Annotated in this window: 7 protein-coding genes; 2 read left to right on the top strand and 5 right to left on the bottom strand. The window is 63.6% G+C overall.

From position 1 onward, the window contains the following. Positions 1–5 precede the first annotated feature (5 nt). The 3 genes from Q7V20_RS06350 to Q7V20_RS06340 are packed head-to-tail and all read right to left on the bottom strand — an operon-like array spanning position 6 to position 7,269. Entirely contained in the window at positions 6–4,220 is a 4,215-nt protein-coding gene (locus Q7V20_RS06350; protein ID WP_304788337.1) for a translocation/assembly module TamB domain-containing protein, read from the bottom strand. Next, complete coding sequence (locus Q7V20_RS06345) at positions 4,217–6,100, bottom strand: autotransporter assembly complex family protein (RefSeq protein WP_304788335.1); 1,884 nt, start codon at positions 6,098–6,100, stop codon at positions 4,217–4,219. The genes Q7V20_RS06350 and Q7V20_RS06345 overlap by 4 nt, the downstream gene beginning before the upstream one ends. Then, positions 6,097–7,269 carry a VWA domain-containing protein gene (locus tag Q7V20_RS06340; RefSeq protein WP_304788332.1) on the bottom strand — a complete coding sequence of 391 codons (1,173 nt, stop codon included), beginning with the start codon at positions 7,267–7,269 and terminating at the stop codon, positions 6,097–6,099. The genes Q7V20_RS06345 and Q7V20_RS06340 overlap by 4 nt, the downstream gene beginning before the upstream one ends. 126 nt (positions 7,270–7,395) lie before the next feature. Here Q7V20_RS06340 and Q7V20_RS06335 point away from each other — a divergent pair, with 126 nt between their 5' ends. Continuing rightward, positions 7,396–8,574 carry a diguanylate cyclase gene (locus tag Q7V20_RS06335; RefSeq protein ID WP_304788330.1) on the top strand — a complete coding sequence of 393 codons (1,179 nt, stop codon included), beginning with the start codon at positions 7,396–7,398 and terminating at the stop codon, positions 8,572–8,574. A 2-nt stretch (positions 8,575–8,576) separates the two neighbouring features. Here Q7V20_RS06335 and Q7V20_RS06330 read toward each other — a convergent pair whose 3' ends face one another. Then, on the bottom strand, positions 8,577–9,419 hold the full coding sequence (locus tag Q7V20_RS06330; RefSeq protein WP_300550440.1) for a MoxR family ATPase: 843 nt from the start codon (positions 9,417–9,419) through the stop codon (positions 8,577–8,579). Positions 9,420–9,524: 105 nt separating this feature from the next. On the opposite strand from Q7V20_RS06330, the gene Q7V20_RS06325 reads away from it, so the two are divergent. Further along, positions 9,525–10,193: a cytochrome c gene (locus Q7V20_RS06325; protein WP_304788327.1), complete on the top strand. Its 669-nt coding sequence runs from the start codon at positions 9,525–9,527 to the stop codon at positions 10,191–10,193. Between the two features lie 86 nt (positions 10,194–10,279). On the opposite strand, the gene Q7V20_RS06320 is transcribed toward Q7V20_RS06325, so the two are convergent. Further along, positions 10,280–13,508, bottom strand: a 3,229-nt coding sequence (locus tag Q7V20_RS06320) for a type I secretion C-terminal target domain-containing protein (RefSeq protein ID WP_304788325.1), incomplete at its 5' end; no start/stop codon positions are given.

The raw sequence follows: 13,508 nt of genomic DNA, 5'->3' as shown, positions 1-13,508 counted from the left end.
GGTCATCAGTCAAACCGCCACGACCAGATCAGGTCCAGCGCATTGTCTTGCCCCGCCTGCGCCCGCAAGGTGAAGCGCTGCGCCAGCCGGTAGATCAACTGCCAGTTGCCTGCCGTTTCATTCAGGCTGCGCTCGTAACCCAGGTACCACTTGCGCGAGATCTGCTTGCCCACGTTGACCACGGTTTCACGCGCGTCGCCGTTCTCGGACTGGCGCACCGACAACTCGTCCAGGCCAATGGCCCCCAGCACCGAATCCTTGGGCGTTCCGCCCTCGCCCGCCAGCAAAGCCGAAGCGGCGGTCTGCAGCAAACCGATGTCGGCGCCCCCCAGGCCGGCCGGACCACGGCCCAGGATCAGCCAGGAGAGTTTCTCGGTCTCCGACATGGCCGGGTCGGAATACAGACGCACGCGCGGGTCCTGGGCCGTCCCGGTGATGGTGACCCCCACCTTCACGTCCGACGCTGCGGCGGTGGGCGATTCGGCCCGCATGGCCTGGATGTCCAGCCGGGGGTTGTCGATGGGGCCCGTGAAAGCGATCGAGCCTCGTTCGATCACCAGGTTTTGCGCATACGCCACGTAAGAGCCCGACTCGGTCTTGACCGTGCCATGCACCGCCATCCGGCCGTTGGGTGTGGTCAAGGTCAGCTTGCCCACCAACAGCGTGTTCAGGCCCCGGCCCTTCAGGCGCAGCTTGGACCCCAGATCCACCTCGATGTTCGCCAACACTTTGCGCTTGGGCGACACGGCGCCCGCGTCTGCGCTGGCCTCGCCATTGGTCGGCACATCGCCAGGCCGGTTGATGACGTTGACGTCGTCGCCAATGGTCGGCGCGTCGGCCTTGCTGATGTCGATCAACCCTTCATCGACCACGAAACGGCCATCGGCCTTGATGTCTTCTGCACCCAAGACCAGTTGGCCCTGCCCGCTGACCAGCAAGCGCCGATCCACCCGCTGCAGCAAGGCAAATCGGTCGAGCGCCAGGTTCAGCCGGGCTTCGGGCTGGGCGCCCAACATGGCATCACCGTCAAGGCTGATGGTGCCGCCCTGCTCACCACCTTTGGCCTTGAACTGCGCCAGGTGCGCATGGTCACCATCCAGGCTCAAGCGCAAGACGCCCTCGGACAAGTTGACACCCAGCAAGGCCTGGCTGGCGCCCAGGTTCTGCCCATTCACCTCACCCTTGTACAAAGGCGCACCCAAGGTGCCAGACAAGACCGCATTGGCTTGCACCTGCCCAGACAAACGCCAACCTGGCGGGGCCCAAACACCCCACGGACGCAGATTGCCGATCTTCACCTCCAGCGTGCCCGACAGGCTGTCGCCCGCCGATGGCAGGCTGTCTCGCGACTGGGTGCGCACGGTTTGCTGGCCGCTCACCAAGCCCAGCACGCGGCCGTCAAACTGCTCGGACAAGGTCCAGACACCCTCCCGGGCTTTCAGCGCCAGACGGGCTTGCCTGATGCCCAGGGTTTGGACCATGTTGCCTTCGATCGCGGTCTCGGCCAGGCTCAGATCGCCCTCGCGCCGGGCCAGGTGGCCATCGACCTGCCAGGGTTGCTCAGGGCTGTTCTGCATGCGCAATTGGCCCACCACCGTCAAATCACCGCCCCAGCCAGCTTGGGGCTGCCAGCGCGCCAACACTTCAGCCAGCTTGATGGGCTCCAGGTCGATGCTGACCTTGGTCTGCCCGCCGGTCACGCCCGCTTGCCGGGGCTCGCGCCAGGTCAACTCCTGGATCTTCAAACCGGCCCCCATCAACGACACCAGGGTCGGGCTGACAGCCAGGCGACTCTCTGCCTTGGTCAAGGCCCACTGCACATCGACCGACTGCGCCGACAGCAAGGCACGCGGCGCGGGCTCGATGGTGACCACGCTCAGTTTTTGCACCTGGCCTTTCCAGCCACTGAAGGATTCGAGCACACCACCGGCCACCGACAAATCCAGGCGCACGCGCGGAACCGGCGCGGGCTGGTTCGATTTTTCCTGCCTCACGGGCAGGTGCACATCGCCTTGCGCCACCAGGCGGTGGGACTGGGCACTGCCATCCAGGGCGGCCGTGAGCTGCTCCACCGTGGTGCCCCCCACCCTGGCCTGGCGAATGGTCAAACGCCCCTCGGACTGTGCCGTCATCTGCCCGGTGTTGACGCGCCAGCGGCCTTCGGCCTGCTCCAGCGAGTACAGCGTTCCACCCGCATCCTTGGCCTGCAAGCCGCTCAGGTCCAGGTTTCCTTGTGTGGACAAGGCTGGCCAGACACCCTCCACCGTGGCATGGCCCTGGGCCTTGCCCTGCAGATCGCGCCAGCCCCACCATTGGGCCAAAGGTTGCAAAGCCTGGATGGCGGGCGCCTGGAGCTGAAGCTGCCCGCGCCAAGGCCGGTTACCGGCCCACTGAACACCGTCTTGCACCGATCGGATCACCGGCGCCACGCCAGTCAAGCCCACCTGGTTACCCGCCAGGTTCAGGTCGGCCTTGAAATTCATGTCAGGCTGGCCTGCGGGCGCCTTCCAGCTGAAGAGGCCACTCAAAGGGAGGCCTGCCAGCTGGCTGGGGTCCAGGCGCCCCGTCATCTCGCCCTGCCCCAAAGCATCGGCCTCGAACTGAACGCGGCCTTGCAGGCGGTTGGTGCCCGTGGCCTTGTCGGGCCAGGGCATCCACAACTGCGGGTCGAAGTTCGTCAGGTCAAACTGCCCCTTGGCCCGCCAGGGCGCCTCGCCAGTCTGGCTGGCCTGCCCCGTCAACTTGGCCAGCGCCGTGCCCGAGGCAAGGCTCAAGCTCTTGACGTCGATCAAGGTGGGCGACCAATGCCCCGCCAGGTTCACCGCCACCGGGTGGGTCGGCGTCCCCGGGCCTTTGCTGTACTGCCCTCTCAGATCGGCCAGCACGGCCCAGCGCTCCCAGGCCTTGCCATCAGACGGGGCCGACTGAACATTGACACGGCCCTGCAGTTGCAGCGGTGGCGAGCGCCCGTCCAGCGACTGGGGCTCCAAACCCTGGATGTCGGCCTGCAGATGCGTTTTCTGCGGGGTGACCAGATCCCAGGTGCCATTGACCAACACCGTGCCGGGCGTCTTCCCGCCGGTTCGGGGCATGGTCAGCGTCAGTGCCAACTGCCCCGCCTGGCCCAGGCTGTTCAACTGCCCGGCCGAGGCGCCGGTGAGCGCGATCGGCAAGGCCGCCTGGCCGGCCAGGCGCACCAGAGGCAGGCCTCGGGCATCCCAGGCGCCAGGCTTGGCATTGGTCAACGCGATGTCCAACGCCAGATCAGGCGCACTGCGTTTGGCGCTCAGCGGCGTGGGCTGCACTGACACCTTGCCGGACAAAGCAGTGTTGGGCAGAGCTGGCCACAGCATCGCCAGGTTCAGGCCATGGGCCTGCACCGCCAAGCTGGGCACAGGCCAGGCCGCAAACGGCGCCACCTCGCCCGACATGGTCAAGCTCTGCGCCGCTTCGGTGCCCTTGCCCAGCTGCACTTGCCCATGGGCCACCAGCTTCTGCAAAGGCCCCTTCAAGCGCAACTGCGCATCGCCAATGTCAACGCGGCCCGTGCCCGCAGCAGCCCGTTCGGCATCCAGGCTCAAATCCAGGTTCATCGCCTTGCGCGTGCCCAAAGCCGCCTGGCCCTTCAACTGCCAGCCATGCACCCGCAACTGGTTCAACACCACCTGGTGCTGGTGCGCCAAACCCACCGACTCTTGCAGGAAAACACGGGCGGCCAGATCCTGCAGCACCTGGGGTTCGAGCAGATTGCTGCGGAACGCACCCACGGTGACCGCCTTCAAGCGCACCGACACGGGCAGATCAAAATCAGTGGGAGCCGGGCTGGGTGTTTTGGAAGGAGGCGAAGCGACCCAATGCAAATCGACGCTGCGCGCTTGCAAAGCATCGATGGTCACGCCCACCTGCCCCGTCACCGAGCCATCGTGGCGAAAACTCACGCCTTGCCAGTGCGGCTCAACCAGCACCAGCCTTGATCCGCGAGGCAGGCTGATCTCCACGCGCTGCGCACTAAAGCCTGTCAGCAGCCCTCCCTTGGGCTCCACCACCGTCACCCCGGGCAGCACCGACAGCAGCCGTGCCGTGGCCACCTCCTGGTGCAAAGCCCACCACAGGCCGCTCAAACCCAGGGTGATCAGCACCAGCAAGGTCATCACCAACCAGAGTGGACCGGCCCAAGCCGACAGCCAGGCGCGGGTGGGCAAGGCGGCAGGCTGATTCAAAGCGTGATCCCCACGCTGAAGTGGATGCGAAAGCTCTGCGTCTGCTCGCCATACGCCAGGTCGATCTTCAAGGGCCCCACCGGGCTGCGCCAGCGAATACCGGCGCCATAACCTCGTTGCAGCTTGATATCGGCGAACTGGTCGGCCACACCGCCCGCGTCAATGAACACCGCGCCCAGGATGCTCGGGTATTTTTTGAGGAATGGGTGGGCCACCTCTGCACTGAGCGTGGTCATCGCACGCCCGCCCACCAGCGCGCCATCGCGGGTGACCCCGATCGACCGGTAGCCATAGCCGCGCACCGACTCGTCTCCCCCTGCACGGAACAATAGGGGATCGGGGATGCTGACCGATTCGCGCGACAACAAGCGGCCCCCTTCGATCCGGGTCGTGGCATCCCAGCCCCATGGCAAAGGCCTGTACCAGGTCAGCCGACCATACAGGCGATTGAACGGACCCGAGCTTTCGCGGGTGGCAAAACTGTGGCCCAGGCCCACCGAGGTCAAGGCCGTGATGCCCGTGGTCGGCAAGGTCTGACTGTCCACATCACGCCAGGCGTATTGCAAGGTGCCGCTGATCGCCGAAGCGTCGGACACCTGCTCGCCCGCCTTCGATTTCACGCGGGCGCTTTGGTATTCGACATAACGGGTCATCTCCAAGCGCTCGCCTTCGCGCAACTGCCCGAAGCGCAGACGCTCGCTGGTGGTCACCGCGTCGGAGGTGTCGGTCTCTTTGGCCAACTGCCCAGACACCAACCAGCGTTTGCGCCCGGGCTGAGGGTGCGAAATCAGGTCCACCTGCAAACTGGAGTCGATCTTGGCCAACTGCAATTTGGTCTTGGCCTGCCATTCCTGCTTGAGAAGATTGCGGTGCAAGTGCTCGACCGAAATGCGCGGGCCGGTGTCGCTGCTCACACCCACGCCCACCGTGGCTTGCTGCAAAGGCAGCTCATGCACTTGCACGGTCACGGGGGCCCCATCCGCCTGGCTTTGATCCTGCGCCATGTTGATGAACACGCTGTCGAACAGGTTGAGCTTTTGCACGCGTTCCTGGAAGTCGAGCAGGGATTGCTCGCGGTAGACCTCGCCTTTGGCGAACGGCGCGAGGTTGAGGATCGCCGAGGCCGGTTGTGCCTTCAAGCCTTCGATGTAGATGTCGCCAAAATGAAAGATGGGCCCGCTGTCGGCCACGACGAACAAAGCGGCCGTCCGGTTCTGGGCATCGACCGTGGCCGAGGTACCGCTCCAGGTGGCCAGGGGGTAGCCTTCTGCCCGCATCCGCGCCAGCATGCCATTTTTGGCCGCTGACCAATTGGGCTGCGTGAAGATGGTGCCTGCTGGCAAGGCCCACTCGGACTCCAGGTCGGCCACCAGCGCCTTGGCATGGGCCTCGTCTTTGGACAAAGCCGTGTCCAGGTTTCCTTCAAACACCATCTGAACGCGGCTCACCCGGGTGCGGGGGCCTGGCTCCACCACCAGCTTGATGAGCAGGGGCTGCCCTTCCACCTCGTCAGACACGCTGGTGTGGATCTGAGCCGCGAAATAGCCTTGGGCTTCCAACAGGCTACGCGCCTGATCGGGCGCGGCGGCCACCAGGCGCCGCAACTCGCTGCGGCGAATGGCGATACCGGTGTTGTCCCCCTCCGCCGTGGCCTCCTCGTGGTAGCGGGCCAGGTCCAGGTAGTTGCTCAACAAGTCGTCCAGCGCACCGGGTGCCTCAATGTCCAGCTTCCAGACCAGTGGAGGACGCCGCGCCGCCCGGGGCGCTTGAGCCACGCTGGCCGCCGCCTCCGGGGGCGATGCGGCTGTATCCTGCGCCCAGGCCATGGATGGCATCAGGCCCCAGGCGGCACAAGTCAGAACCAGGAAGCGAACGGTCATTTGCTCAGCAACCGCATCGCACCTTCCAGCCCTTGCAGGCTCAGAGGAAACATTCGGTTGCCCACCAGTTGCTGCATGATCGAAATGCTCTGGCGGTAGCCCCACACGCCTGCAGGTTCCGGATTGATCCAGGCATGGTGCGGGAAGGCGTGCGTGAGGCGCTGGATCCACTCGGCACCGGCCTCGTCATTGTTGTACTCCACGCTGCCGCCCGCCTGCAAAATCTCGTAAGGGCTCATGGTGGCATCGCCCACGAAGATCAGCTTGTAGTCCTTGTTGTACTTGCGGATGATGTCCCAGGTGGGCACCTTCTCCGAAAAACGGCGGTGGTTGTTCTTCCACATGAAGTCGTAGACGCAGTTGTGGAAGTAGTAAAACTCCAGGTGCTTGAACTCGCTCTTGGCGGCCGAGAACATCTCTTCGACTCGGTGGATGTGGTCGTCCATCGATCCGCCCACGTCCATCAGCAGCAGCACTTTGACCGTGTTGTGGCGCTCGGGCACCATCTTGATGTCCAGCATGCCGGCATTGGCGGCGGTGGCCTGGATGGTGGCATCCAGCGCGAACTCCTCGGCCGCGCCCTGGCGCGCAAACTTGCGCAGGCGGCGCAAAGCCACCTTGATGTTGCGGGTGTCCAGCTCGACGGTGTCGTCGTAATCCTTGAATTCGCGCTTGTCCCAGACCTTGACCGCGCTGCGGTGCCGGGATTTGTCTTGCCCGATGCGGATGCCTTCAGGGTTGTAGCCGTGTGCGCCAAAGGGCGAGGTGCCGCCGGTGCCGATCCATTTGCTGCCACCTTCGTGGCGCTCTTTCTGCTCTTCGAACAGCTGTTTCAGGCGGTCCATGAGCTTGTCCCAGCCCATCGCTTCAATCGCAGCTTTGTCAGCCGCACTCAGTTCGCGCTCGAATCGCTTGCGCAGCCATTCGAGAGGAATGTCACGGGTCAGGTCGACCGCGGCGCTCGCACCCCTGAAATAGGTGGAAAAGGCCCGGTCAAATTTATCGAAGTGGGTCTCATTCTTTACAAGTGACATTCGCGCCAGGTGATAAAACTCGTCCACCGACGGCTCGATCACATCAAGCTTGATGGCCTCCAGCAAACTGAGGTACTCCGGGATGGTGACCGGCAGCCGAGCTGAACGCAACGCGAAGAAGAAATCGATGAGCATATGAAGTCCTGCGAATTGCCGCCTATTTTGGCCTTTTACTGGCGCCGTGCAGACGCATGGCATTTTTTAACCCTTCAGGGTTGCCCCTGTAACCGGAACGGGCTAGCCGTCCGTTAAGGTCTGATCATGGAAGTACGCCACCTGCTTTTGGCTTTCGTGCTGTTGACGCACGGCCTGACCACCTTGATGTGGTGGGCGGCGGGCACCTGGCTGGGCCTGTCTCGCAAGGCCGCGATGCACTGGTTGGTGGCAAGCTTGTGCAATGGCCTGGCGCTGGCATGCATGGTGTTCAACGATGGGTGGCCAGAAACCCCCCTGGCGCTGCTGGCCTGCGTGCTGGTGGTGCATGGGGCGGTGTCGCTGCGGCGAGGCTTGCAGGCTTTCCTGAAACTGCGACACACCGACGGATCGCACCTGATCCTGGGCTTGGGCACCACCTTGTTTTGCCTGGGCGTCTGCCTGCCATTGGGCTGGCGGATGGCAGGCATCGTGGTCAGCAGCACCGTCATTGCCTGGGTGATGCTGCGCACCGCCCGAGAGTGCTTTGGCCCCCTGCGCACCGAGTTCCAGGTTGGCACGGCCTGGGTGCACTCGGCGCTGCTGGTGGGCGCCGCCCTGATGTTCGCAGCCTTGGCCGTGAGCGAATTGCTGCCCGGCGTGGCCTGGCCCTGGCTGCTGGACAATGTCCAGCAAGCCCAGGTGGGCATGGTGTTCACCAGCGTGACGGTCTCGATTTTGTCGGCCTTCGTCTTGGGGTACATCGTTGTCATCCGCTTGGTGCGGCGGCTGGAACACCTGTCCCACCACGACGCGCTGACTGGCCTGTTGAACCGCCGCGCCATCGAATACCTGCTGGACCGCGAGGCCCAGCGCCTGCACCGTTTTGGCGAGCCTTTCACCGTGCTGATGGTGGACATCGACCACTTCAAACGCATCAATGACCGGCTGGGCCACGCCGCCGGTGACGCGGTACTGTGTGCGGTGTCACAGGCCCTGCAGGCGCAAGCGCGCGAGGTGGACCGGGTGGCCCGCTTTGGCGGCGAAGAATTCTGCGTCCTGCTGCCCCACACGCTGCATGAAGGCGCCCTTCTGGCTGCCGAGCGCTTGCGCCACGCGATCAGCCAGATCAACATCCCCTGGGCCGACGAGACCATCACGGTCACCATCAGCACGGGGCTGGCCACGGCCAATGATTCGCTGGAAGCACTGGCCTCGCTGCTGCGCCGTGCCGATGATGCGCTCTACCAGGCCAAGGCCGAAGGCCGCAACAAGGTGGTCAGCGCACCAGACCGCGTCGCGGCCTGATATCAGCGGTTGTTGCGGGCCATGGCCACCAGGCGCTCGAACAGGCTGAGGTCTTGCTCGTTCTTGAGCAAGGCGCCCACCAAAGGCGGCACGCTGGCCTTGTCGTCCTTGCTTTGCAGCACTTCCAGCGGGATGTCTTCGGCCAGCAGCAGCTTGAGCCAGTCGATCAGCTCGGAGGTGCTGGGCTTCTTCTTCAAGCCGGGCAGATTGCGCACTTCGTAGAAGTGACGCATGGCCGATGCCAGCAGTTCCTGCTTGATGCCCGGGAAATGCACATCCACGATCTTCTTCATCGTGGTGGCGTCGGGGAAGCGGATGTAGTGGAAGAAGCAGCGGCGCAAGAAAGCGTCCGGCAGATCCTTCTCGTTGTTGGAGGTGATGATCACCAGGGGCCGGTGCTTGGCCTTGACCAGCTGGCGCGTCTCGTACACGTAGAACTCCATGCGGTCGATTTCGCGCAGGAGGTCGTTGGGGAACTCGATGTCGGCCTTGTCGATTTCGTCGATCAGCAAGGCGACCTGCTGGTCGGCATCAAACGCCTGCCACAACACGCCCTTGACGATGTAGTTGTGGATGTCCTTGACCTTTTCCTCGCCCAACTGGCTGTCGCGCAGGCGGCTGACAGCGTCGTACTCGTAGAGGCCTTGCTGTGCCTTGGTGGTCGATTTGATGTGCCATTGCAACAGTGGCATGCCCAGCGCTTGCGAGACTTCTTCAGCCAGCATGGTTTTGCCGGTGCCGGGCTCACCCTTGATCAGCAGGGGGCGCTGAAGCGTCAGGGCGGCGTTGACCGCCAGTTTGAGGTCGTCTGTCGCGACGTATTGGTCCGTGCCTTGAAACTTCATGTGATTGCTCAACCGGGTTGATCCTGTATTCGAGTATAGGTCGCTCTCTATAATGGCCGCGATTTCCGTGTTTTTCCACCTGCCCGCATTTTCCCCGCCAGAACCATGAAAACACTGCCTTCCCTGATTTGTTCCCTGAGCCTTGCGATCGCGGGCCTGCTGACTGGTACAGCGCACGCCCAGGAGACCAAGCCAGGTGACCCGGTCGCGGCGCAGAAAAAGGTGGCCATGTGCATCGGCTGCCACGGCATCGTGGGCTACCAGGCCAGCTTTCCTGAAATTCACCGCGTGCCGATGATTTCGGGCCAGAGCGCCAAGTACATCGCCTCGGCCCTGAACGCTTACAAGAAGGGCGAGCGCAAGCACCCCACCATGCGCGGCATCGCGGCCACGCTGACCGACCAGGACATCGCCGACATCTCGGTTTATTACGAAGGCAGCGGCAAGAACCTGCCCGCCCACGTCGGCAAGAGCGTGGCCTCCAACGCTGAAATCGACGCGCTGCTGAAAAAAGGCAACTGCGCCTCTTGCCATGGCGCTGACATGAACAAGCCGATCGACGTCTACCCCAAGCTGGCGGGCCAGTACGAAGACTATTTGTTCGTGGCGCTGAAGTCCTACCAAATCGACAACAAAGGCCCGATTGGCCGCGGCAACCCCATCATGGCAGCCCAAGCCAAGATGTTCACCCTGCCTGAGCTGAAATTGCTGTCACGCTACATTGCCGGCTTGCCCAGCGACTTGAAAACGGTGCCTCAAGCCAAGTTCCGCTGAACCAGTTCCCCCTTCAATCGGCAAAAAGCCACGCCTTCCAGCGTGGCTTTTTTCATAGGCCGCCATGACAGAGGCCCTGGGCACCATCAACCGTCGACCAACAGCTTGTTCTGCTGCAACAGTTTGACGATGATCTGGTCGTCCGTGGCATTGGCAGCCAAGCCTATGTCGGTGCGGATGTTGACGCCTTCCAGGACAATGCGCTGCGTTTCCTGCCCGGACGTGTAGGTGCCGTTGGTAAAGCCACCCGTGGCGCTGACGCGCACCACCGTCGTGCCCGCGGTTGAGGTGTCGAAATCCAGGTAGTTGTGCAGGTTGCCGCTGCCACCCGTGGTGTTCTCGCCTTGCAGCAAGTCGCGCAAGTCCAGCACATCGCCACCGTCGGCCACGGGCGCCACGTTGAAGTCCTTGATGGTGTCGATCGCACGGCCCGAGGTGGTGGCCACGCCAGGGTCAGCGAAGTTCCAGGCAAAGGTGTCAGAACCCAAACCGCCGGTCAGGACATCGCTGCCCGGGCCGCCGAACAAGATGTCGTTGCCATTGCCGCCATTGAGGGTGTCGTTGCCCAAACCACCGTTGAGGGTGTCCTGGCCATCACCGCCGTTGATGACGTCGTTGCCAGCGTTGCCATAAAGGCGGTCATCACCCAGGCCACCGTTCATGATGTCGTTGCCCTCGCGGCCCATCAGGATGTCGGCGCCCGAGGTGCCGTTGAAGGTGTCGATCGCGGTGGTGCCTGCTTGCACGTTGGTGGCTTCGACCCGGATCGTCAGGGTCGAAGAGGTGGTGTCACCGTCGCCATCGGCCAGTGAGTAGGTGAAGGTTTCGGTCAAACCGGCCGCCCCTTGCCCGCCTGGTGCAGCATAGGTGTACTCGCCCGTGTCCATGTTCAAGGTCAGGCTGCCCACGCTGGTGGCCACCGTGATCACGGGGTTGGCCGCATCGTAGTTGTACACACGGCCATCGATGGTGATGCTGTCCACGTGCGCGAAGCCATCGGCGCCACCGGGCAGGGACATGACAGAGCCTGCCGTGAACAACTTGCCCACAGCGGCTTCCTTGACGGTGCCCGACAAGACCGCATCCAGTTGGCTGAGGTTGGTCACCACGGTGCCATTGAGGTTCTGTCCCGCCTGGCCATCATGGGCAATGGGGTTGAGGTAGGTGGCCGAGACGCCAGAGCCCAGGCCAATGGCGTAAGACTTGATCTGGTTGTCGTTGAGGAACTTGACCCAACTGGCTTCTTCGGAGCTGTTGGTGCCGGACACCGTGGGGTTGCCATCCGAGAAGAAGTAGCCCACGTTTTGGGCGCCCGCCAACTTGCCGGCCGAGGTGTTGAAGGCGGTTTGGGCCGTGTTCAAACCAGCGTCATAGTTGGTGCTGCCATTGGCGGTGATTGCCGCGAGCAGGCTCTTGGCCGCGCTGACGGTGAGCCAGGTGCTCCCCAAGGTTTGCGCGTTGCTCGAAAAGGTCACCAGGCGCACAGCCACATCGCCGATCTGGTCGTACTTGTCCAGCAAGGTCTTGATGGATGCCACAGCCAGTTCCAGGCGCGTTTGCGTGCCACTGATGACATCGTTCATGCTGCCCGACACGTCCAGCGTGATGAGCAGGTTGGTGTTGATGGTGACCACCGAATCGGTGACCGGGCCCAGCACGCCGGGGGCGTCGTCTTGCACCTGGATGGTCAGGTTGCCCTGGCCCGTCTTTGCGCCATCGCTGGCGGTGACGCCAAAGCTCAGGTTCAGGACGTCTTCGCCCTGCGCGCTGTGGTGCAAAGGCGCCAGCAACTGGGCGCTGTAGTTGCCCGCGTTGTCGATCGACACGGTGAACACGGTGTTGGCGCCAGCGCCGCTGCCGTCCTTGCCGATCAATCCGCCATTGCCATCGCTGCTCCAGACGACGGCTTGGCCGTTGGCGGCCATCACCGGTTCGGTGGGTGCGCTCAGGGTCACCGACGTGATGGTCGAGTCGGCGTCACTCATGGTGATCTTGCCGCTGACCGTGGCGCTGTCGGTGTTGTCGCCCGTGCCGTTGCTGTCCTTCAGGCCGCCAGGCAGGCCTTCTTCTGACACGGAGCCGGTGGTGTTGCCCACCACGGGCGCATCGTTCACGGCGGTGAACTGGACCGTGGTCTGGGCGGTGTTGCTCAGGCTGGTGCCATCGGTGACGGTGACTTCGACCGTGCGGTTCACGGTGGAGGGGTTGCTCGATGTGCTGGAGAAACCGATGTCGCGGATGGCGGCCTGGTAATCAGCCAGGGACGCCGTGCCGCTCAGGGTAACGATGCTGCCGAGCACGGTGGCCGTGATGCCCGTGGGCAATGCGTTGAGCACCGACAGCACGTCACCGGCCTGGGCATTGGTGAGGGTGATGGTGGCGCCCGTCAGCTGGGTCGGGTGTGAGCTGGACAAGCTGATGTCCACGTCCGACAAACGGACGGGCGCGGAGCCTTCGGTGTAACTGGTGACATAGCCTGTACCGGTGACGCCGCTGGAGTTGTCGGCATCGAGGTCGAGCGCTGGGGGGGTGGTGTCGATCTTGGCGCTGTCAGCGCCTGGGGCGCTGCTGTTGCCAGCGGTGTCCACGATGACGGCGGTCACCGTCATCGTCGTGCCTTCGGCGGCTGGCGCGAAGCTGGTGCTGACGAAGCCGTTGGCCTTGTCTTGCGCCGTGATCGCTACGTCGTTGGTCACGCCACCGGAGGTGACCTTGACCACATCGCCGATGTTGACCTGGGCCGTGGTGAACGCCACCTTGACGTCCACATTGCCGCTCAATTCGGCCTTGTTGATGAAGCCGTCGTTGTTGGCGTCTTCCGTGATCGTCACGGTGGGCGCGGCGCCGTTGTTGGGCACGCCAGTGTCAATGTTCAGAGGAACAGTGGTTTGCGTGGTGTTGCCCGCGGCATCCGTCTCGGTGACTTGGGCTTGGCCCGTCGTGCCGTTGGGGATGTCTTGCGTGGGCGTGACCGTCCAGGTGCCGTTGGGCAACACGGTGGTTGTCAGCACTTCATTCGTGCCGGGCATCGTCACCTTGATCTGTGCGCCAGGGTCGCCCGTGCCGCTGATCGTGGGCGTGGCATCGTTGGTGATGCCGTCGCCCTTGGTGCCGCTGTCAGAGGCTGGGTCAAGCTGGGCGGTCAGGACCGACGGAGCTGTCGTGTCGATGATGGCACTGTCGGTGCCGGTAGCACCCAGGTTGCCCGCCACGTCCTTGACTTGGGCGGTCACCGTCAAGGTGCTGCCTTCGCCAGGGTTGGTGATGCCGGGCACGGACACGCTGCCCTTGTCGATGTCGGCTTGCGTCAGCACG

Origin of the sequence: Aquabacterium sp. (assembly GCF_030652515.1) — a bacterium.
In the GTDB taxonomy this organism is placed as follows: domain Bacteria; phylum Pseudomonadota; class Gammaproteobacteria; order Burkholderiales; family Burkholderiaceae_C; genus Aquabacterium.
The sequence above is the reverse complement of the archived record's forward strand: the minus strand, read 5'-3'. Positions and strand labels throughout refer to the sequence as shown.

Coding starts and splice junctions, on each gene's coding strand:
- Q7V20_RS06345 (WP_304788335.1), bottom strand. CDS start 6,100: ATGACCGTTCGCTTCCTGGTTCTGACTTGTGCCGCCTGGGGCCTGATG.
- Q7V20_RS06335 (WP_304788330.1), top strand. CDS start 7,396: ATGGAAGTACGCCACCTGCTTTTGGCTTTCGTGCTGTTGACGCACGGC.
- Q7V20_RS06330 (WP_300550440.1), bottom strand. CDS start 9,419: ATGAAGTTTCAAGGCACGGACCAATACGTCGCGACAGACGACCTCAAA.
- Q7V20_RS06325 (WP_304788327.1), top strand. CDS start 9,525: ATGAAAACACTGCCTTCCCTGATTTGTTCCCTGAGCCTTGCGATCGCG.
- Q7V20_RS06340 (WP_304788332.1), bottom strand. CDS start 7,269: ATGCTCATCGATTTCTTCTTCGCGTTGCGTTCAGCTCGGCTGCCGGTC.